Origin of the sequence: Pseudoroseomonas sp. WGS1072 (assembly GCF_049340465.1) — a bacterium.
In the GTDB taxonomy this organism is placed as follows: domain Bacteria; phylum Pseudomonadota; class Alphaproteobacteria; order Acetobacterales; family Acetobacteraceae; genus Pseudoroseomonas.
This window is the reverse complement of record NZ_JBMPSU010000001.1, coordinates 1778997-1797676: the sequence shown is the minus strand read 5'-3', so window position 1 is coordinate 1797676 and position 18680 is coordinate 1778997. Positions and strand designations below refer to the sequence as shown.

Below are 18680 nucleotides of genomic sequence, written 5' to 3'. Positions count from 1 at the left end.
TGCGCCATTTTCACGTTTCACGATCGTGAAGCGCCGGATAAAGTCGCGCCATGGATGCCATCGACCGGAACATTCTCGTCGCCCTGCAGGACAATGGCGCGGCGGGGCTCGCCGAGCTGGCCAAGGTCGCCGGCCTCTCGGTCTCGGCCACGGCCGAGCGGGTCAAGCGGCTGGAGGAACGCGGCACCATCCGCGGCTGGCGCGCCGATCTCGACCCCGGCGCCATCGGCTGCCCCCTCCTCGCCTTCGTCTTCGTCTCGCTGCGGCCGGGGCGGGAGGAGAATGCCTTCCGCATCGCCATGCGGGCGGCCGAGCCGGTGCTGGAATGCCATCATGTCACCGGCGCCTGGACCTTCCTCCTGAAGCTGCGCCTGCCCGATCTCGCCACGCTGGAACGCTTCGTCGCCGAGCAGGTGCGCGGCCAGCCGGGGGTGGAGCGGACCGAGACCATCCTGGCCATCACCTCCGCCAAGGAAACCGCCATCCTGCCCGTGGCCGAGGCGACGGAGGAGTAGGCCCAGGGCAATCAATCCGGGGCGATCAATCCGGGGCGATCAGTCCGGGGCGATCAGCCCGGCGCCTTGGGCGGGGCCGAGCGTTCCATGCCGAGGCAGCTCTTGATGATCGGCGCGCAGCGGGCTTCCGGCGCGCCGGGGGAATCATTGTCGCCGCTGAAGCCCACCCGCGTCACCATGCCGTCGATCAGTTCGAAATTGGCCCGGCAATAGCCGGCGTCGCCCATCAGGTTCAGGCCGCCGACCACGGGCAGGTTCAGGTTCAGCCCGCCTTCCTGATGGCCCTGCAGCTCGTAGCTGTAGATCTCCCGCAGCACGTCGATCCGCTCCGTCCGGCTCGGGAAGCCGGCGCAGACATAGAGATCGGCGCGCCGCAGCCCCACCATGTCCCGCCGCGCCTCGGCCACCATGCGGGCCTCCGACAGGGCGCAGCCGGCCAGCAGCAGGGAGAGGACGGGCAGCAGCCGCCCGGTCAAGCGGGAAGGATCTCCCGCACCGCCTCGGGCGGCCGGCCGAGGCGGATGCCGAGGGGGGTTTCCACGATCGGGCGCTCGATCAGGATGGGATGGGCCTGCACCGCGTCGAGCAGCGCCGCGGGCGCGAGCGCCGCATCGTCCAGCCCCAGCGCGTCATAGGGCGCGCCCTTGCGCCGCAGCATGGCGGGGCCGAGCGCGGCGAAGAGCCGCTCCAGCGTCGGGCGGTCCGGCGGGTTCTTCAGATACTCGACGATCCGGGGCGCGTGACCGGCCTGCCGGAGCATCTCCAGCACCCGGCGCGAGGTGCCGCAGGCGGGGTTGTGGTAGAGGGTGATCGACATGGCCCGAGCTTGCCGCCTCGGCCGGAGGCAAGGCAAGCCCTGGCCTGGCCCTTTTCTCAGGCGGCCTTGTCGTTCAGGTGGCAGGCGGAGCGGTGCCCCGGCGCCACCTCGCGCAGCGCCGGCCGCTCGACGCGGCAGCGGTCGAAGGCATGCGGGCAGCGCGGGTGGAAGTGGCAGCCCGGCGGCGGGTCCAGCGGCGAGGGGATCTCGCCCTTGATGCCGGCGAAGTGCTTCTTCCGGGCCTCGATGCGCGGCACCTCGTCCAGCAGCGCCTGGGTATAGGGGTGGTTGGCGCGGGCGAAGATCTCCTCCGCCCTGGCCTCCTCCACCACCCGGCCCAGATACATGATGACGACGCGGTCGGAGAGGTGCTCGACGACGCCGAGATCGTGGCTGATGAACAGGTAGGTCAGGTCGAGATCGCGCCGCAGCTCCATGAACAGGTTCAGGATCTGCGCCTGGATCGAGACGTCGAGCGCCGCCACCGCCTCGTCGCAGACGATGAACTCCGGCTGCACCGCCAGCGCGCGGGCGATGCCGATGCGCTGCCGCTGGCCGCCGGAGAACTGGTGCGGATAGCGCCGCTTCAGCGAGGGATCGAGCCCGGCCCGGCGCAGCTGGTTGTCCACGTAGGAATCATAGGTGCCGCGCGGGACCAGCCCATGCACCTTCGGCGCCTCGCCGACGATCTCCGAGACCCGCATGCGCGGGTTCAGGCTGGCATAGGGGTCCTGGAAGATCATCTGCGTCTGCAGCTTGGCGCGGCGGGCCTCGGCGCCGCTGAGGCTGGCGACCGGCTGGCCGTGCCAGAGGATCTCGCCGCCCGAGGCCGGCATGATGCCGGCCACCATGCGCCCCAGGGTGGACTTGCCGCAGCCGGATTCGCCCACCAGCCCGACCACCTCGCCCTTGTTGACGGTCAGGTCGACGCCGTCCACGGCATGCACCGTCTCGTCCTTCACGCCGCCGGTCAGCCTGCCGATCAGCTTGCCGGCGAAGTCCTGCTTCTTCGAGAAGCGCTTGGAGACGCCCTTCAACTCGATGATCGGCGTGCTCATGCGGCGGCCTCGGCGGGGGTGAGGTTGGGGAAGAAGCAGCGCGCCTCGCGGCCCGGCAGCACCTCGCCGAAGGGCGGCTCCTCGCGGCACTTGTCCTGCGCCTTGGGGCAGCGGCCCCGGAAGGCGCAGCCCGGCGGCAGGCTGAGCAGGGAGGGCGTCATGCCGGGGATCTGGCGCAGCGGCTCGCCACGCTTGTTGCGCGACGGCACGCTGCCGATCAGCCCCTCGGTATAGGGGTGCAGCGGCGCGTCCAGCACCGGGCCCACCGCGCCCTTCTCCACCACGCGGCCGGCATACATCACCGCGATGTCGTCGGCGAGGCCGGCGACGACGGAGAGGTCATGGGTGATCCAGATCATCGCCGTGCCGGTCTCGGCGCAGAGCTTCTGCACCTCGGCCAGGATCTGCGCCTGGATGGTGACGTCGAGCGCGGTGGTCGGCTCGTCGGCCACGATCAGCTCGGGCCGGTGCAGCAGGGCGATGGCGATGGCCACGCGCTGGCGCATGCCGCCCGAGAACTGGTGGGGATAGCTCTTCAGCCGCTCGTCCGGCGAGGGGATGCCGACCATGCCCAGCGCATCACGCGAGCGCTGGCGGGCCTCCTCCTTGCTGACCTTCTCATGCGCCAGGACGGTCTCGATCATCTGCGTGTCGACCCGGAGCACCGGGTTCAGCGTCATCATCGGGTCCTGGAAGATCATGGCGATGCGGTTGCCGCGCAGCTTCCGCATCTCCTCCTCCGAGAGCTTCGCCAGGTTCTGCCCGTGGAACAGGATCTCGCCGCCGGTGATGCGGCCCGGCGGATCGACCAGGCCGAGGATGGAGAATCCGGTGACGGTCTTGCCGGAGCCGGATTCCCCCACCAGCCCGAGGACCTTGCCGCGGCCGACGGTGAAGGAGACGTCGTCCACCGCCTTCACCACGCCCGCGCGGGTGAAGAAGTGGGTCCTGAGGTTGCGGACCTCGAGGGTCGGGGCCGCGACGGGGGCCGGTTGGGTGGCGGCAGCAGGGGTGACAGCCATGCCCGGTCCTTTACTTCTTGAGCCGCGGGTTGAGCACGTCGCGCAGCTGATCGCCGACCAGGTTGATCGACACGATGGTCACGAGCAGCGCGATGCCCGGATAGAAGCTGATCCAGTAGCGGCCGGAGAGCATGTACTCGTAGCCGTTGGAGATCAGCAGGCCGAGCGAGGGCTCGGTGATCGGCACGCCGAGGCCGAGGAAGGAGAGCGTCGCCTCGAGCGCGATGGCGCGGGCGATCTGCATGGTGCCGACGACGATCAGCGGCGGCATGCAGTTCGGCAGCAGGTGGCGGAAGATGACGCGCCGGGTCGGCAGGGCCAGGCACTGCGCCGCCTCGATATACTCGCGCCGCCGCTCGACCAGCGCCGTGCCGCGCACCGTGCGGGCGTAGTAGGCCCATTCCACGATGACCAGCGCGATGACGACGTTGAACACGCCCTTGCCGAGGAAGGCGAGGATCATGAGCGCCGCCAGGATGGTCGGGAAGGAGAGCTGCAGGTCGACCAGGCGCATGATGACGGTGTCGGTCCGCCCGCCGGCATAGGCGGCGAGCAGGCCGAGCGAGGCCCCGACGGCGCAGGCGATGATGGCCGAGCCGGCGCCCACCAGCAGCGAGATGCGCAGCCCGTACATGATGCCGGAGAGCATGTCGCGCCCCTGGTCATCGGTGCCGAGCCAGTAGGTGAAGGTGTCCATCCCGTTGCGCGTGCCCGGCTCCAGCCGCCCGTCCATGATGTCGAGCTGCGCCAGGTCGTAGGGGTTCTGCGGCGCCAGCCAGGGCGCGAAGATGGCGATCAGGGCGATGAGGACGAAGACGCCCAGGCCGAGGAGCGCCAGCTTGCTCTCGGCGAATTCGGCGGCGAAGCGGCGCCAGGGCGTCTCGGCCTTGGGCGCGGCCGCGGGCGTGCCGGGGGCGGCGGTGGTCGTGCTCATCTCACTTGTTCTCCAGCCGCACCCGCGGATCGAGCGCCGAATAGGCGAGGTCGACCACGAGATTGATGGTGATGAACATCAGCACGATGATCATCAGGTAGGCGACGATCACCGGGCGGTCGAGCACGTTGATGCTGTCGATGATCAGCTTGCCCATGCCCGGCCAGGCGAAGACGCTTTCCGTCACCACCGAGAAGGCGATGGTGGAGCCGAGCTCGAGCCCGACCACGGTGACGACCGGGATCAGGATGTTCTTGAACACGTGCACATAGGTGACGCGGTTGTTGGTCAGCCCCTTGGCGCGGGCGAACTTCACGTAGTCCATCAGCATGGTCTCGCGCACGCCGGCGCGGGTCAGGCGGATGACCAGGCTGATCTTGAACAGAGCGAGGTTCAGCGCCGGCATGGCGAGGTGCCTGAGGCCGTCCCAGGTCAGGAAGGACCAGCGCAGGCCGAGCACCTCGACGGTCGGGCCGCGCCCGGTGGAGGGCAGCCAGCCGAGCTGCACGGCGAAGACCATGATCAGCATCAGGCCGACCCAGAAGGTGGGCAGCGAGAAGCCGAGGATGGAGCCGGCCATGATCACCTTGGAGCCGGTCGAATTCGGCTTCAGCCCAGCGTAGAGGCCGAGCGGCAGGCCGACCAGCAGCGCCAGGAACATGGCGCCGAAGGCGAGCTCCAGCGTCGCCGGCATGCGCTGCAGGATCAGCTGCAGCGCCGGCTCGTTGAAGACGAAGCTGCGGCCGAGATCGCCGCGCAGCGCATTGGCCAGGAAGGACAGGTACTGCTGCCACAGCGGCAGGTCGAGGCCGAGCGCCTGGATGGCGCGCTCGCGCTCCATCTGATCGGCGTCGGGGCTGATCAGGATCTCGACCGGATCGCCGATGGCATAGACGCCGACGAAGACGATGACCGACATCGCCAGCATCACGAGGGCGGACTGCAACAGCCGCCGCAACAGGTAAACACTCATGGATCAGGGTGCCGTCAGTTGGAGGCCGCCGGGCGCACATCCTGCGCCCGCGTCAACTCATCCGTGCGGGAATTGTGGGTCAGGGTCGGGCGCATCGCCCAGACGTTCTTCTGAAGGTGGATCGGGATGATGCCGACATCCTCCATGGCCATGCGGGTCGCGTCGCGCAGCAGCGCCTCGCGCCGGCCGTCATCCAGCTCGCGCAGCGCCTCCTCGAGCTTGGCGTCCATCGCCGGGTTGGAATAGCGGCCGCGGTTCGAGGTGCCGAAGCCCTTGTCCCGGTCGTAGGTGGCGACCAGCGAGCGAAGCGGGTTCGAGGCCTCGCCCGAGGAGCTGCTCCAGCCGACCAGGAAGGCGCTCAGCTCGAAGCGGCCGGCGCGGGCGACGAAGGTGGTCCAGGGCTGCGCGTCCACGGTGGTGCGCACGCCGATGCGGGTCCACATCTGGCCGATCGCCTGGATGATCCGGGAATCGTTGATGTAGCGGTCGTTCGGGCCGCTCAGCGTGATGCGGAAGCCGTCGGGATAGCCGGCCTCGGCCAGCAGCTTCTTCGCCGCCTCCGCGTCGGTCGCCGGCGCCTCGAGGTCCGGGATGGCGCCGAAGGCGGAGGTCGGCAGGAACTGCCCGCTCGGCTTGGCCGTGCCTTCCATGACGCGCGCGGCGATGGCCGGACGGTCGATGGCGAGCGACAGCGCGCGGCGGACCCGCATGTCGCGCAGCGGGTTGACGCTGAGCTTGCGGCCCTGCGCGTCGGTGATGAGCGGCGAACCCTCCGGGTGCTGGTGATCGAGCGCCAGGAAGATGATGCGCAGCCCGTCCCGCTCGGCGAGGTGGACGCGGTCGCTGCGGCGCAGATTGTTGAGGTCGCTCGTCGGCACCTGGTCGATGAAGTCCACATCGCCGGCCAGCAGCGCCGCGGTGCGCGAGGCGTCATTGGCCAGGATGCGGTAGCTCACCTTCTCCCAGTGCGGCTTCTCGCCCCAGTAGTCGTCGTTGCGCTGCAGCTCCAGCCGGTCGCCCGAGCGGAAGGAGACGTAGCGGAAGGGGCCGGTGCCGATCGCCAGGGTGCCGGCGTTGAACCCCTCGGTCGTCGCGTTCTCGTGGGTCTGGCGATCCAGCATCGCGACCTGGGCCAGGTCGGTCGGCAGCAGCGGATAGGGCGCGCGCGTGTGGAAGCGCACCGTCAGCGGATCGACCAGCTCCACCCGCTCGATGGCGCGCGTGTAGATGCCGTAGGAGGAAGGGCTGTTCGGCACGTTTGGCACACGGTCGACGGTGAAGGCCACGTCCTCGGCGGCGAAGTCGTTGCCGTTGTGGAACTTCACCCCCGGTCGCAGCTTGAATTCCCAGATCGTCGGCTCGACCGGCTTCCAGCTCTCCGCCAGGCCGGGCTGCAGCCGGGCGTCCTCGTCGAGGCGGGTCAACGTGTCGAACAGCATGGTCGCCACGGCGAAGTTGGGCGACAGGGCGTGGTAGTGCGGGTCGAGGGAGGTGACCTGCGCCCCCACCGCCATGGTCAGGTTCTGCGCCCAGGCCGCGCCGGCCAGGCCTGGGGTCAGCGCCAAAACGGCAGCCACGGTGGCCGCCCGAGCTCTGCGGATCATTCTACGCCCCCAGGATATGGAGAATGGCTTGAAAGATTACAGCTTCTTTACCTCGCAGTGTAGCAGCCTGGGATCGCCCTCGCTAGGTTATGGCCGTTTTGTGTCGGGAGAGAACGAGATTATGCCCTTTTCCAAAGGTCTGCGGACCGCCCTGCTCGCCGCGCCGCTGATCGCCCCTCTTGCCCTGGCTTCTTTTGCCCTGGCTCCGGCGCAGGCCCAGACCCTGAACATCGGCATCGGCGGCGCCGTCACCTCGGCTGACCCGCACTTCTACAACGCCGCTCCGAACCACACCCTGGCCATGCACGTCTATGACTACCTGGTCGGCCGGGACGCCACGGCGCAGCCCCATCCGCAGCTCGCCGAGAGCTGGCGCACGGTGGAGCCGACGGTCTGGGAGTTCAAGCTGCGCCCCGGCGTCAAATGGCATGACGGCCGCGACTTCACCGCCGAGGACGTGGCCTTCACCATCGCCCGCGCGCCCAACGTGCCGAACAGCCCCGGCGGCATGGGCGGCTTCGTGCGCGCCATCACGCGCGTGGAGGTGGTCGATCCGCTGACGGTGCGCTTCCACACCGCCCAGCCGCATCCGCTGCTGCCGGTGGAGCTTGGCGCGATCTCGGTGATCTCCCGCCACGCGGGCGAGAATGCCTCGACCGAGGACTACAATTCCGGCAAGGCGGCGATCGGCACCGGACCCTACCGCATGCAGGCCTACCGCCCCGGCGACCGGGCCGAGCTGGTGCGCAACGATGCCTACTGGGGCGAGAAGGAGCCCTGGGAGAAGGTCAATCTGCGCTTCATCAACAATGATGGCGCGCGCAGCGCCGCCATCCTCTCGGGCGATGTCGACATCATCGACCAGGTGCCGGCCAGCGACCTGCCGCGGCTGAAGCGCGACGCGGGGATCACCCTGGCCGAGATCGAGGGCGTGCGGCTGATCTACCTGATGCCGGACTATTCCCGCACCGGCGAGGTTCCCTTCGTCGCCGACCATGAGGGCAAGCCCCTGGCCCGCAATCCGTTCCAGGATGTCCGGGTGCGGCGCGCCCTCTCCATGGCGATCCAGCGCGAGGCGCTGGCGGACCGGGTGATGGAAGGCACCGCCAAGCCCACCGGCCAGTGGCTGCCCCCCGGCACCTTCGGCTACAACCCGGCGGTCAAGCCGCTGGCCTACGACCCGAACGGCGCCAAGGCGCTGCTGGCCGAGGCCGGCTTCCCGCGGGGCCTGCGGATAACCCTGCACACGCCGAACGACCGCTACCCGAACGACGCCAAGACCGCCCAGGCGATCGCCCAGATGTGGACCCGCATCGGCGTGCAGACCCAGGTCGAGGCGCTGCCCTGGGCCAGCTTCTCCGTCCGGTCGAACCGGCAGGAATTCGGCATGCGCCTCTCCGGCTGGGGCAGCACGACCGGCGAGGCCTCCTACCTCCTGGTCAACATCATCGGCACCTTCGACCGCGACAAGCGCACCGGCGCCAGCAACAGCGGCCGCTACTCCAACCCGGAGCTGGACGCGATGACCAGCCGCGCCGCCTCCACGATCGACGACGCGAAGCGGGAGAAGCTGCTGCAGGAGGCGGTGCGATACGCCATGGACGAGCAGGCCATCCTGCCGCTGTTCCAGCTGGTCAACACCTGGGCCCTGCGGAAGGGGCTGACCTATGTCCCGCGTATGGACGAGCGCACCACAGCCATGGGGGTGCGCCGGGAGAAGTGACGCGGCGGGCGGCCGGGGGAAGCTCCCGGCCGCCCTTCAGCCGGCCGCCCTTCAGACGGTGAACTGCTCGGCGATGATCCGTTCCGACAGGCCATGATCGGGGTCGAAGAGCAGGGTCATCCGCACCGAGCGGTCCTCCCGCACCTCGACCGAGCGGATGTCGCGCACCTCGACATTGTCGGCCACGGCCGCGACGGGGCGCTTGCCGGGCTCCAGGATCTGGAACATCACCACCGCCTCCGAGGGCAGCAGCGCGCCACGCCAGCGCCGCGGGCGGAAGGCCGAGATCGGCGTCAGCGGCAACAGGTTCGCTCCCAGCGGCACGATCGGGCCATAGGCCGAGAGGTTGTAGGCGGTGCTGCCGGCCGGCGTCGCCACCAGGATGCCGTCGCAGATCAGCTCCGGCAGCCGCTCCTTGCCGTCGACCAGGATGCGGATCTTCGCCGCCTGCCGCGTCTCGCGCAGCAGCGAGACCTCGTTGATCGCCAGCGCCTCGCGCAGCCCCCCGGTGGCATCCAGCGCCCGCATCCGCAACGGGTGCAGGATGGCCGCCTGGGCGGCGGCGAGGCGCGGCAGCAGGTCGTCCTCATGGAAGGCGTTCATCAGGAAGCCGACGCTGCCGCAGTTCATGCCATAGACCGGCAGGTTGCGCCCGAGGAAGCGGTGCTGGGTCTCCAGCATGAAGCCGTCGCCGCCCAGCGCCACCACCACCGCGGCCGCGTCCGGCGCGGCATCGCCATAGAGGGCGATGAAACGGTCCCGCGCCGTCTCGGCGACATCGGTGGCGGCGGCCAGGAAGGCGATGTGCCCGCGCAGGTCGGCCGGTAGCTCCGGCGCCTCGCCGAAACTGGAGCCATGGCCCAGCAAAGCCGCGGTCATGGTGCCGGCGTCAGTACTGCGCGCGGGCGGCGGCGCGATGCTCCAGCACCGGCATGTCCCGCCGGACGCGGGCGGTCAGCGCCGGGTCGATGCGGGCCGTCGCCCAGCCCTTCCCGTCGCTCGCGCGGGCGACGACATGGCCCCAGGGATCGGCGATCAGCGAATGCCCGTAGGTCAGGCGCGGCCCGGCCTTCTCCTGGTGCTGGCCCCAGGTGGCGGGGGCGGCGAACCAGCATTGCGTCTCGATGGCCCTGGCGCGGATCAGCACCTCCCAATGGTCCTTGCCGGTCTGCAGGGTGAAGGCGGCGGGCAGCATGATCAGCTCCGCCCCTGCCCGGCGCAGGGCCAGGAAGAGCTCGGGGAAGCGGACATCGTAGCAGATGGCGCAGCCCACCCGAATCTCGCCGGCTTGGTAGGTCACCACCGTCTCGCCGCCGCCATAGGTGGCGCTCTCGCGGTAGCCGGTGCCGTCGGGCGTGGTGATGTCGAAGAGATGGATCTTGCGGTAGCGGGCCAGCTCCTGCCCCTCGGGGCCGAAGGCGAGGCTGGTGTTGTAGAGCTTCTCGCCCGCCGCCTCGCCAATGCTGCCGCCATGCACATGGACGCCGTGCCGGCGGGCCGTGTCGCGCAGGAACTCGTAGGCCTCGCCGCCCGGCGCGTGGGAACCGGCGGGCGGCAGGGCCTCGGCGGCGGCCAGCTTGGTCGGGCGGTCGCCGCCCAGGCAGGTCCACATCTCGGGCAGGACCAGCATCTGCGGCCGGTCCGCCTCGATCGCGGCCTCCATCAGGCCCCGCGCCTGGGCGATATTGGCGGCCTTGTCGTGGCCGGGATTCATCTGCACGACCGAAACACGCATGCGGGGCTTCCTTGCCGGCTCGGGGTCGGAGGGGGAGGCATCAAAGCGCCTTCCGGCCCTGTCCCGCAAGGCGGCAGGACGCGCGCCCACGCTCAGGGTCGGCGCTCAGGACCGGCGGAGGCGCGCCGTCTTGCGCGCGATCGCCGCCGGCTGCGGGGAGAATTGCCGTCCCGCCGCGCTGTCCCGGCGCTTGCGGGCCGAGGTCTCGCGGTACTCGGCCTCGCTCAGCCCCTCCCGTACCTGGCGCGGCAGGTAGCGCTCACCGGTCTCGCGCGAGGAGCGGCCGGACCGGGTGCCCCAGTCCTCCCGCGTCCAGGCCGTCAGGTGATTGGCGCTGCTCCTGGCGCCGGAATAGCCGCCGCCCGCCTTCTTGTACGCCCGCACCGCAAGCTGAGCCTTGCGGGCCGACCATTGCCCCGGCTCGCCACCCTTGTCGCCCCGCTGCACCTCCGCCTTGACCTTCTCCCACAAGACGGGATCGGTCCGGGTCGCTCGGTGGCCGGGCATGGCGGGCTCCTGGGCTGGGCAGAGCGACAACGCCGGACCGGGGCGCGGCGTTGCCCGGCGGGAGGGCGCCACGCGAAAGGGGCGGATGGTTGCCCATCCGCCCCTTCGTTCCTCCTGGCCGGAGGAGACGGCTTACGCCGCGTCCTGCTGGCCCTCGGCCTCGGCCGCGACAGGCTTCGGACCGCTGTCCTGGCCCTTGGCGGCGACGTCGCGCTCGACCAGCTCGATCACCGCCATGTCGGCGGCGTCGCCATAGCGCATGCCGGCCTTCAGGACGCGGGTGTAGCCACCCTGGCGGCCCTTGTAGCGCTCGGCGATGGTGGTGAAGAGCTTGTCCACCACCTTCGGGTCCATGATCTGCGCATAGGCCTGGCGGCGCGCATGCAGGTCGCCACGCTTGCCCAGGGTGATGATGCGCTCGACATACGGGCGCAGCTCCTTGGCCTTGGGCAGGGTCGTGGTGATCTGCTCGTGCTTGAGCAGGCTGGTCGCCATATTGCGGAGCATCGCAATACGGTGGGTGGAGGTGACGCCGAGCTTCCGGCCGGCAACCCCGTGACGCATGGTTCTATTCCTTCACGCGGCCGAAATCAGAACGGCTCTTCGATCTTCTTGGCGAGGTCCTCGATGTTCTCCGGCGGCCAGCCCGGCACGGTCATGCCCAGGCTCAGCCCCATGGAGGCGAGGACTTCCTTGATTTCGTTCAGCGACTTGCGGCCGAAGTTCGGAGTGCGGAGCATCTCCTGCTCCGTCTTCTGCACCAGGTCGCCGATGTAGACGATGTTGTCGTTCTTCAGGCAGTTCGCGCTGCGGACCGACAGCTCCAGCTCATCCACCTTGCGCAGCAGGTTGCGGTTGAAGGGCAGGTCGTCCTGCACCTCCTCCACGACGCGCTGGCGCGGCTCATCGAAGTTGATGAAGAGCTGCAGCTGGTCCTGCAGGATGCGGGCTGCCAGGGCCACGGCATCGTCCGGCGCGATCGTGCCGTCCGTCTCCACCGTCAGCACCAGCTTGTCGTAGTCGGTGCGCTGACCGACGCGGGTCGGCTGCACCTGATACGCCACGCGGCGGACCGGGGAATAGATGGCATCGACCGGGATCAGGCCGATCGGGGCGTCCTCGGGCCGGTTCTCGGAGGCGGGCACATAGCCCTTGCCGATATCGACCGTCAGCTCCATCGACAGCTTGGCGCCGTCGTCGAGGGTGCAGATGACCAGCTCCGGATTGGCGATCTCGATGTCGCCGATGGTCTGGATCTGGCCCGCCGTCACCTCGCCCGGGCCGGTCGCGGTGAGCTGGAGGCGCTTCGGCCCCTCGCCCTGCATCCGGATCGCCAGGCGCTTGATGTTGAGGACGATGTCCGTGACATCCTCGCGGACGCCCTGCAGGCTGCTGAACTCATGCAGCGCGCCATCGATGCGGATGGCGGTGACCGCCGCACCCTGGAGCGAGGAGAGCAGCACGCGCCGCAGCGCATTGCCGAGGGTCATGCCGAAGCCGCGCTCGAGCGGCTCCGCCACCACCGTCGCCGTGCGCGAAGGGTCGGCCCCGGACTCGACTTCGAGCTTCTCGGGGCGAATCAGGGAACGCCAGTTGCGCTCGAGCACGTTCGGTTTCTCCTGCAGCCTCGCCTCAGACCCGACGCCGCTTGCGCGGACGGCAGCCGTTGTGCGGGATGGGGGTCACGTCCTTGATGGCGGTGACATAGAAGCCGACGGCCTGCAGCGCGCGGAGCGCCGACTCGCGCCCCGAGCCGGGACCGGAGACCATGATCTCCAGCGTCTCCATGCCATGCTCGCGGGCCTTGCGGCCGGCATCCTCGGCGGCGACCTGCGCGGCATAGGGCGTGGACTTGCGGCTGCCCTTGAAGCCCTGGCTGCCGGCCGAGGACCAGGCGATGGCATTGCCCTGGCTGTCGGTGATGGTGACGATGGTGTTGTTGAACGAGGCAAGGACGTGCGCGACGCCGGAAGCGATATTCTTCCGTTCCTTCTTGCGCGGACGACCGGTGGGCTGACGGGCCATCTTACTTCGTCACCTTCTTCTTGCCGGCGATCGCCACGGCCTTGCCCTTGCGGGTGCGGGCGTTGGTGTGCGTGCGCTGGCCACGGACAGGCAGGCCCTTGCGATGACGCAGGCCGCGGTAGCAGGCCATGTCCATCAGGCGCTTGATGTTCATCGCGTTCTCGCGACGCAGGTCGCCCTCGACCCGGTACTCGCGGTCGATCAGCTCGCGGATCTTGAGGATCTCCTCATCCGTCAGCTGGTTGACGCGGCGATCCTCGGGGATGCCGAGCTGCTCGCAGATCACCTTCGCATTCGCCGGACCGATGCCGTAGATGTAGCGAAGGGAAATGAGAACGCGCTTGTTGGTTGGAATGTTCACGCCTGCGATGCGTGCCATTGAGTCCTGCTCCCGGGGCACGTGGCCCCTGTCCGATGACCGGCGGAAGCGCCGGCGAAGGTGATCGGCGCGCTGCGGTCACGTAATGGACCGCATGCAACCATCGTCGCGGCCGAGGAGGCCCCGACCGCGAGAGGCGCGGGTTTAACGGGGTTCGAGGCCGAGAGTCAAGGCGGAAGCCGGCTGCCGCGCGGGGCCCGGCCGGAGCTTGCCTCCGGCCGGCGAGAGCCTAGCGGGCGAGGATCGCCTCGACCTGCCGGGACACCTCGTCCATCGAGGCCATGCCGTCCACGCTCCGCAGCTTCCCCTGCGCCGCATAATAAGGCAGCAGCGGCGCCGTCTGGCGGTGATAGGCCTCCAGGCGGGCGGCCACCGTCTCGGCCTTGTCGTCGGCCCGGCGCACGAACTCCGTGCCGCCGCAGGCATCGCAGACGCCCGGCTGGGCAGTGGGCTTGAAACTGTCGTGGTAACCCGTGCCGCAGCTCGCGCAGGTGAAGCGCCCGGCGATCCGCTCGACCAGGGCGCCGTCATCCACCTTCAGCTCGATGACGTGGTCGAGCTGCATGCCCTTCTCCCGCAGCATCAGGTCGAGCGCCTCGGCCTGCGGGGTGGTGCGGGGAAAACCGTCCAGGATGAAGCCCTGGGCGGCGTCCGGCTGGGAAACCCGGTTGGCCAGCATGGCGGTGATGATGGCGTCCGGCACCAGCCCGCCGCTCTCCATGATGGCCTTGGCCTGGCGGCCGATCTCGCTGCCGCTCTTCACCTCGGCCCGCAGCATGTCGCCGGTCGAGATCTGGGCCATGCCGTGCCGCTCCTCGAGCCGCTTCGCCTGGGTGCCCTTACCGGCCCCCGGGGGCCCCAGCAGAATCAGGTTCATGAACGCTCCATCCCCGCCATGACGCGCAACATCCACTCCATTGACCACCCCCGGGAAAGTCTCCCGGGGGGGGCACCCTTCTACCGCAGGCGCGGCATGCCGCCGCGGCCGCCTCCCATCCGCGCCTTCTTGATCAGCCCCTCATACTGATGGGCGAAAAGATGCGACTGGACCTGGGCGACGGTGTCCATGGTGACCGAAACGATGATCAGAAGGGAAGTGCCGCCGAAATAGAAGGGCACGCCGTACTGGCTGATCAGGATCTCGGGCAGCAGGCAGACGACGCAGAGGTAGATGGCGCCCACCGCGGTCAGGCGGGACAGCACCCGGTCGAAATAGTCCGCCGTGGCCTGGCCGGGCCGGATGCCCGGCACGAAGCCGCCATGCTTCTTCAGGTTGTCGGCCGTCTCCGTCGGGTTGAAGACCACCGCCGTGTAGAAGAAGGCGAAGAAGATGATCAGGGCGACATAGAGGCCCATGTAGAGCGGCTGGCCATGCGCCAGGGCGGCGCCGATCCGCGCCAGGATGCCCTCGCCGGTCTGGTCGCCGGAGAAGCCGGCGAAGGTCGCGGGCAGCAGCAGCAGGGAGGAGGCGAAGATCGGCGGGATCACGCCGGCCGTGTTCAACTTCAGCGGCAGGTGGGTGTTCTCGCCGCCGAACATGCGGTTGCCGACCTGGCGCTTCGGATACTGGATCGGGATGCGCCGCTGCGCCCGCTCCATGAAGACCACGAAGGCGATGACCGCCAGCGCGATGACCAGGAAGGCCATGATGAAGACGGTCGAGAGCGCGCCGGTGCGGCCCAGCTCCAGCGTCGCCACCAGGGCATGCGGCAGGTTGGCGACGATGCCGGCGAAGATGATCAGGCTGATGCCGTTGCCGACGCCACGGGCGGTGATCTGCTCGCCCAGCCACATCAGGAACATGGTCCCGCCGACAAGCGTGACCACGCAGGAGAGGCGGAAGAAGGCGCCGTTCTCGTAGACCGCCGGCCCGGTCGGTCCCTGCATCGATTCGAGGCCGACGGCGATGCCATAGGCCTGGAAGATGGCGATGAAGACCGTCAGGTAGCGGGTGTACTGGTTCAGCTTCTTGCGGCCGGATTCACCCTCCTTCTTGAGGGCCTCCAGCGTCGGCACGGCCGCAGACATCAGCTGGATGATGATGCTGGCCGAGATATACGGCATGATGTTGAGCGCGAAGACCGTCATGCGGCCCAGCGCGCCGCCCGTGAACATGTCGAACATGCCCAGGATGCCACCGCCATGCTGGCGCAGGATCTCCGCCATCACCCCGGCATCGACGCCGGGCACGGGCACATAGGTGCCGATGCGGTAGACGATCAGCGCGGCCAGCGTGAACCAGATGCGCTTCTTGAGCTCGGTGGCCTTGGACAGCACGCCGAGATTGAGATTGGCCGCGAGCTGTTCGGCGGCGGACGCCATGGCTTCGCCCTTCATTGTCCCAAGGGCCACATGACTGCGGCGCCGGGGGCTCATCCCGCGGCGCCGCTGCCAGCCCTGTCGATGCATCACCTAGCCCCCCCGAGGCGGGGGGCGCAACAGGCGTTACGCCGCGGGCGCTTCTTCCTTGGCCGGAGCCAGCACCGTCACGGAACCGCCCGCCGCCTCGACCGCCGCGATGGCCGCCGCGGAGGCGCCGGCCACGGAGATCGTCACGGCGCGCTTGATCTCGCCGCGCGCCAGCAGGCGCACGCCGGCGATCTTGGCGCCGGTACGGACCAGGCCCGCCGCCTCCAGCGCCGCCTCATCGATCGCCTGACCGGCCGGCAGGCGGCCGGACTCGATGGCGGCGTCGATGGTGCCGATGTTGATCGGCGCGTATTCCTTGCGGAACGGATTGACGAAGCCCCGCTTCGGCAGGCGCCGGTAGATCGGGAGCTGACCGCCCTCGAAGCCGTTCAGCGACACGCCGGTGCGGGCCTTCTGACCCTTGACGCCACGGCCCGAGGTCTTGCCCTTGCCGGAGCCGATGCCGCGGCCGACGCGCTTGAACTTGTTGCGCGCGCCGTCATTGTCGCGCAGTTCGTTCAGCTTCATCTCACTTCTCCGTGGTCTCGCCCACCTGGATCAGGTGCGCGACCTTGCGGATCATGCCGCGCACGGCCGGAGTATCCTCCAGCTCCCGCGTGCGGCGGATCTTGTTGAGCCCGAGCCCGATCAGCGTCTCGCGCTGGCCGGGCTTGCGGCCGATGGGGGACGCGATCTGCGTCACCCGAACGGTCTTCTTGGTCTCAGACACTGGCAGCCTCCTGCGCCGGCTCCGCGTCCTTGCGCGGGCCCAGCAGGTCGGAGACCTTCTTGCCACGGCGCGAGGCCACAGCCCGGGGGCTGGTGCAGCGCGTCAGGGCGGCGAAGGTCGCCTTGACCATGTTGTGCGGATTCGTCGTGCCGGTGCACTTGGCGACGACATCGCCCATGCCCAGCGTCTCGAACACCGCGCGCATCGGACCGCCGGCGATGATGCCGGTGCCGGCCGGTGCCGCACGCAGGATCACGCGGCCGGCACCGAACTCGCCGATCACGTCGTGATGCAGGGTGCGGCCCTCGCGCATCGGCACCCGGACCATGGTCCGCTTGGCGCGCTCGGTCGCCTTGCGGATCGCCTCCGGAACCTCGCGCGCCTTGCCGGCGCCCCAGCCAACCCGGCCCTTCTCGTCACCGACCACGACCAGGGCGGCGAAGGAGAAGCGACGGCCACCCTTCACCACCTTGGCCACGCGGTTGATCGTGACCAGCTTGTCCTTCAGCTCATCGCCGGGCTCACGCTCGGTGTTGCGCTCCGGACCCCTGCCGCGGCCGCGATCGCGATCACCGCCGCCGCCGCTCCTCGGTTCACGTGCCATATTCAGTGCTCCTTAGAACGACAGCCCGCCCTCGCGGGCGCCGTCCGCCAGGGCTTTCACCCGGCCGTGATACAGGTAGGGCCCGCGATCGAAGACGACCTCGGTCACCCCCGCCGCGATGGCGCGCTCGGCCAGCAGCTTGCCGATGGCCGAGGCCGCGTCGCGATCCGCGCCGGTCCGCAGGCTCTCGCGCTGCGTCTTCTCCAGCGAGGAGGCGGCGGCGAGAGTGCGCCCCTCCTTGTCGTCGATGACCTGGGCGTAGATGTGCTTGCCAGAGCGGAAGACGGAAAGCCGAGGCCGACCGCCGCTCTTGAGCCGGAGCTGGAAGCGCAGACGGGCGCGACGCCGCTCCTGAAGAGAGAGCTTGTTCGACATCTTACTTCTTCTTCCCCTCCTTCCGGAGGATCACCTCGTCCGTGTACCGCACGCCCTTGCCCTTATAGGGCTCGGGACCGCGGAAGGCGCGGATCTCGGCCGCCACCTGGCCCACCACCTGCTTGTTCACGCCCTCGACCTTGATGGCGGTCGGACGCTCGGTGGTGATCTTGATGCCGTCCGGGATCGCGTAGCGGATCTCGTGGCTGTAGCCGAGGTTCAGCACCAGCTCCTTGCCCTGGACCGCGGCGCGGTAACCCGTGCCGGTGATCTCCATGGACTTGGAGAAGCCGGTGGAAACGCCGGTGACCATGCCGTTGATCAGGCTGCGGGTGGTGCCCCACAGCGTGCGCGAGCGACGGTCGGAGCCGAGCGGCTTCACCGAAACCTGGTTGTCCTCGACGTTCACCTCGACGGCATCCGTCACCAGCGGCAGGGACAGCTCGCCGAGCTTGCCCTTGGCCGAGAGGACGCCATCCTTCAGCGCGACGGTGACGCCGGCGGGAACGGAGACGGGGTACTTGCCAACGCGAGACATGCGGACCCCTCCCTCAGAACACGCGGCAGAGGACCTCGCCGCCAACATTGGCAGCGCGGGCCTCGTTGTCGCTCATCACGCCACGCGGCGTGGAGAGGATGGAAATGCCGAGCCCGTTGTAGAACTTCGGCAGCTCCTTGATCTTGGAGTAGACGCGCCGGCCAGGCTTGGAGACACGCATGATCTCCTTGATGGCGGGCTCGCCCTCGGAATACTTCAGCTCGATGTCGAGCACGCTCACGCCCGGGCGGACCTGCTCGGAGCGATAAGCGCGGATGAAGCCTTCACGCTTCAGAACCTCGAGCACATCGGCGCGGAGGCGGCTAGCGGGCGAGGTGACACGCGCCTGACGGGCACGGTGCCCGTTGCGGATGCGGGTCAGCATATCGCCCAGCGGATCGGACAGCGACATGCGGCCCCCTTACCAGCTCGCCTTGACGAGACCCGGGATCTGGCCGTTCGAGGCCAGGTCACGGAGCGCGTTACGGCTCAGCTTGAACTTGCGGTAATTGCCACGCGGGCGGCCGGTCAGCTCGCAGCGCAGGCGCACGCGAACCTTGGCGCCGTTGCGCGGCAGCTCGGCGAGCTTCAGCGTCGCTTCGAAACGCTCCTCGACCGGCAGCGCACGATCCATGATCGTGGCCTTCAGCGCGGCGCGCTTGGCGGTGTGCAGCTTCGAGAGTCGCGCGCGGCGATTGTTCTTCTCGACAGCCGATGTCTTGGCCATGCGGT

General features: G+C 69.2%; 25 protein-coding genes. 2 read left to right on the top strand and 23 right to left on the bottom strand.

Going from position 1 to position 18680, the window contains the following annotated elements; translation table 11 throughout:
* Positions 1-50: 50 nt before the first annotated feature.
* Positions 51-515 carry an Lrp/AsnC family transcriptional regulator gene (locus tag ACF3NH_RS08635; protein WP_422922528.1) on the top strand — a complete coding sequence of 155 codons (465 nt, stop codon included), beginning with the start codon at positions 51-53 and terminating at the stop codon, positions 513-515.
* Positions 516-568: 53 nt separating this feature from the next.
* Here ACF3NH_RS08635 and ACF3NH_RS08630 read toward each other — a convergent pair whose 3' ends face one another.
* Genes ACF3NH_RS08630 through ACF3NH_RS08600 form a run of 7 tightly spaced genes read right to left on the bottom strand, consistent with a single transcriptional unit; the run spans position 569 to position 6923 of the window.
* On the bottom strand, positions 569-991 hold the full coding sequence (locus ACF3NH_RS08630; RefSeq protein ID WP_198365241.1) for a hypothetical protein: 423 nt from the start codon (positions 989-991) through the stop codon (positions 569-571).
* Positions 988-1332: an arsenate reductase (glutaredoxin) gene (arsC, locus tag ACF3NH_RS08625; protein WP_422922527.1), complete on the bottom strand. Its 345-nt coding sequence runs from the start codon at positions 1330-1332 to the stop codon at positions 988-990. Before arsC ends, ACF3NH_RS08630 begins: the two co-directional genes overlap by 4 nt.
* Positions 1333-1388: 56 nt before the next feature.
* Positions 1389-2390 (bottom strand): ABC transporter ATP-binding protein, encoded by a 1002-nt coding sequence (locus ACF3NH_RS08620; RefSeq protein ID WP_198365239.1) that lies wholly within the window; start codon positions 2388-2390, stop codon positions 1389-1391.
* Positions 2387-3412, bottom strand: coding sequence for an ABC transporter ATP-binding protein (locus ACF3NH_RS08615; protein ID WP_422922526.1), 1026 nt, complete (start codon positions 3410-3412; stop codon positions 2387-2389). Before ACF3NH_RS08615 ends, ACF3NH_RS08620 begins: the two co-directional genes overlap by 4 nt.
* 10 nt (positions 3413-3422) lie before the next feature.
* The gene (locus ACF3NH_RS08610) at positions 3423-4346 is read right to left on the bottom strand and encodes an ABC transporter permease (RefSeq protein WP_422922525.1); all 924 of its coding nucleotides are present in this window, start codon (positions 4344-4346) and stop codon (positions 3423-3425) included.
* Between the two features lies 1 nt (position 4347).
* On the bottom strand, positions 4348-5319 hold the full coding sequence (locus ACF3NH_RS08605; protein WP_198365236.1) for an ABC transporter permease: 972 nt from the start codon (positions 5317-5319) through the stop codon (positions 4348-4350).
* Between the two features lie 14 nt (positions 5320-5333).
* Positions 5334-6923, bottom strand: a complete 1590-nt coding sequence (locus tag ACF3NH_RS08600) for an ABC transporter substrate-binding protein (RefSeq protein WP_422922524.1) — start codon at positions 6921-6923, stop codon at positions 5334-5336.
* A 121-nt stretch (positions 6924-7044) separates the two neighbouring features.
* Between ACF3NH_RS08600 and ACF3NH_RS08595 the strand changes: the two genes are divergently transcribed.
* Positions 7045-8646, top strand: coding sequence for an ABC transporter substrate-binding protein (locus tag ACF3NH_RS08595; protein WP_422922523.1), 1602 nt, complete (start codon positions 7045-7047; stop codon positions 8644-8646).
* A gap of 51 nt (positions 8647-8697) precedes the next feature.
* On the opposite strand, the gene ACF3NH_RS08590 is transcribed toward ACF3NH_RS08595, so the two are convergent.
* From ACF3NH_RS08590 to rpsN, 16 genes are all read right to left on the bottom strand, one after another.
* Complete coding sequence (locus ACF3NH_RS08590) at positions 8698-9525, bottom strand: NAD kinase (RefSeq protein WP_422922522.1); 828 nt, start codon at positions 9523-9525, stop codon at positions 8698-8700.
* A 10-nt stretch (positions 9526-9535) separates the two neighbouring features.
* Complete coding sequence (locus ACF3NH_RS08585; RefSeq protein ID WP_422922521.1) at positions 9536-10381, bottom strand: carbon-nitrogen hydrolase family protein; 846 nt, start codon at positions 10379-10381, stop codon at positions 9536-9538.
* A 105-nt stretch (positions 10382-10486) separates the two neighbouring features.
* Positions 10487-10888 carry a hypothetical protein gene (locus ACF3NH_RS08580; RefSeq protein WP_422922520.1) on the bottom strand — a complete coding sequence of 134 codons (402 nt, stop codon included), beginning with the start codon at positions 10886-10888 and terminating at the stop codon, positions 10487-10489.
* A gap of 132 nt (positions 10889-11020) precedes the next feature.
* Positions 11021-11452, bottom strand: a complete 432-nt coding sequence (gene rplQ / locus ACF3NH_RS08575; protein WP_198365230.1) for a 50S ribosomal protein L17 — start codon at positions 11450-11452, stop codon at positions 11021-11023.
* Positions 11453-11478: 26 nt separating this feature from the next.
* Positions 11479-12495 carry a DNA-directed RNA polymerase subunit alpha gene (locus ACF3NH_RS08570; protein ID WP_198365229.1) on the bottom strand — a complete coding sequence of 339 codons (1017 nt, stop codon included), beginning with the start codon at positions 12493-12495 and terminating at the stop codon, positions 11479-11481.
* 25 nt (positions 12496-12520) lie between these two features.
* Positions 12521-12913, bottom strand: coding sequence for a 30S ribosomal protein S11 (gene rpsK / locus ACF3NH_RS08565; protein ID WP_099096438.1), 393 nt, complete (start codon positions 12911-12913; stop codon positions 12521-12523).
* A 1-nt stretch (position 12914) separates the two neighbouring features.
* Positions 12915-13292, bottom strand: a complete 378-nt coding sequence (gene rpsM / locus ACF3NH_RS08560; protein ID WP_040613072.1) for a 30S ribosomal protein S13 — start codon at positions 13290-13292, stop codon at positions 12915-12917.
* Between the two features lie 229 nt (positions 13293-13521).
* Positions 13522-14169 carry an adenylate kinase gene (locus ACF3NH_RS08555; RefSeq protein WP_198365228.1) on the bottom strand — a complete coding sequence of 216 codons (648 nt, stop codon included), beginning with the start codon at positions 14167-14169 and terminating at the stop codon, positions 13522-13524.
* A gap of 80 nt (positions 14170-14249) precedes the next feature.
* On the bottom strand, positions 14250-15614 hold the full coding sequence (gene secY / locus ACF3NH_RS08550; RefSeq protein ID WP_422922519.1) for a preprotein translocase subunit SecY: 1365 nt from the start codon (positions 15612-15614) through the stop codon (positions 14250-14252).
* 123 nt (positions 15615-15737) lie between these two features.
* The gene (rplO, locus tag ACF3NH_RS08545) at positions 15738-16229 is read right to left on the bottom strand and encodes a 50S ribosomal protein L15 (protein WP_422922518.1); all 492 of its coding nucleotides are present in this window, start codon (positions 16227-16229) and stop codon (positions 15738-15740) included.
* A 1-nt stretch (position 16230) separates the two neighbouring features.
* Positions 16231-16431, bottom strand: a complete 201-nt coding sequence (gene rpmD, locus ACF3NH_RS08540) for a 50S ribosomal protein L30 (RefSeq protein WP_198365225.1) — start codon at positions 16429-16431, stop codon at positions 16231-16233.
* On the bottom strand, positions 16424-17035 hold the full coding sequence (rpsE, locus tag ACF3NH_RS08535; RefSeq protein ID WP_198365224.1) for a 30S ribosomal protein S5: 612 nt from the start codon (positions 17033-17035) through the stop codon (positions 16424-16426). The genes rpmD and rpsE overlap by 8 nt, the downstream gene beginning before the upstream one ends.
* A gap of 12 nt (positions 17036-17047) precedes the next feature.
* Positions 17048-17410: a 50S ribosomal protein L18 gene (rplR, locus tag ACF3NH_RS08530; protein WP_198365223.1), complete on the bottom strand. Its 363-nt coding sequence runs from the start codon at positions 17408-17410 to the stop codon at positions 17048-17050.
* A 1-nt stretch (position 17411) separates the two neighbouring features.
* Positions 17412-17948: a 50S ribosomal protein L6 gene (rplF, locus tag ACF3NH_RS08525; RefSeq protein WP_198365222.1), complete on the bottom strand. Its 537-nt coding sequence runs from the start codon at positions 17946-17948 to the stop codon at positions 17412-17414.
* A gap of 13 nt (positions 17949-17961) precedes the next feature.
* On the bottom strand, positions 17962-18360 hold the full coding sequence (gene rpsH, locus ACF3NH_RS08520) for a 30S ribosomal protein S8 (RefSeq protein WP_198365221.1): 399 nt from the start codon (positions 18358-18360) through the stop codon (positions 17962-17964).
* Positions 18361-18369: 9 nt separating this feature from the next.
* Complete coding sequence (rpsN, locus tag ACF3NH_RS08515; RefSeq protein ID WP_198365220.1) at positions 18370-18675, bottom strand: 30S ribosomal protein S14; 306 nt, start codon at positions 18673-18675, stop codon at positions 18370-18372.
* Between the last annotated feature and the right edge of the window lie 5 nt (positions 18676-18680).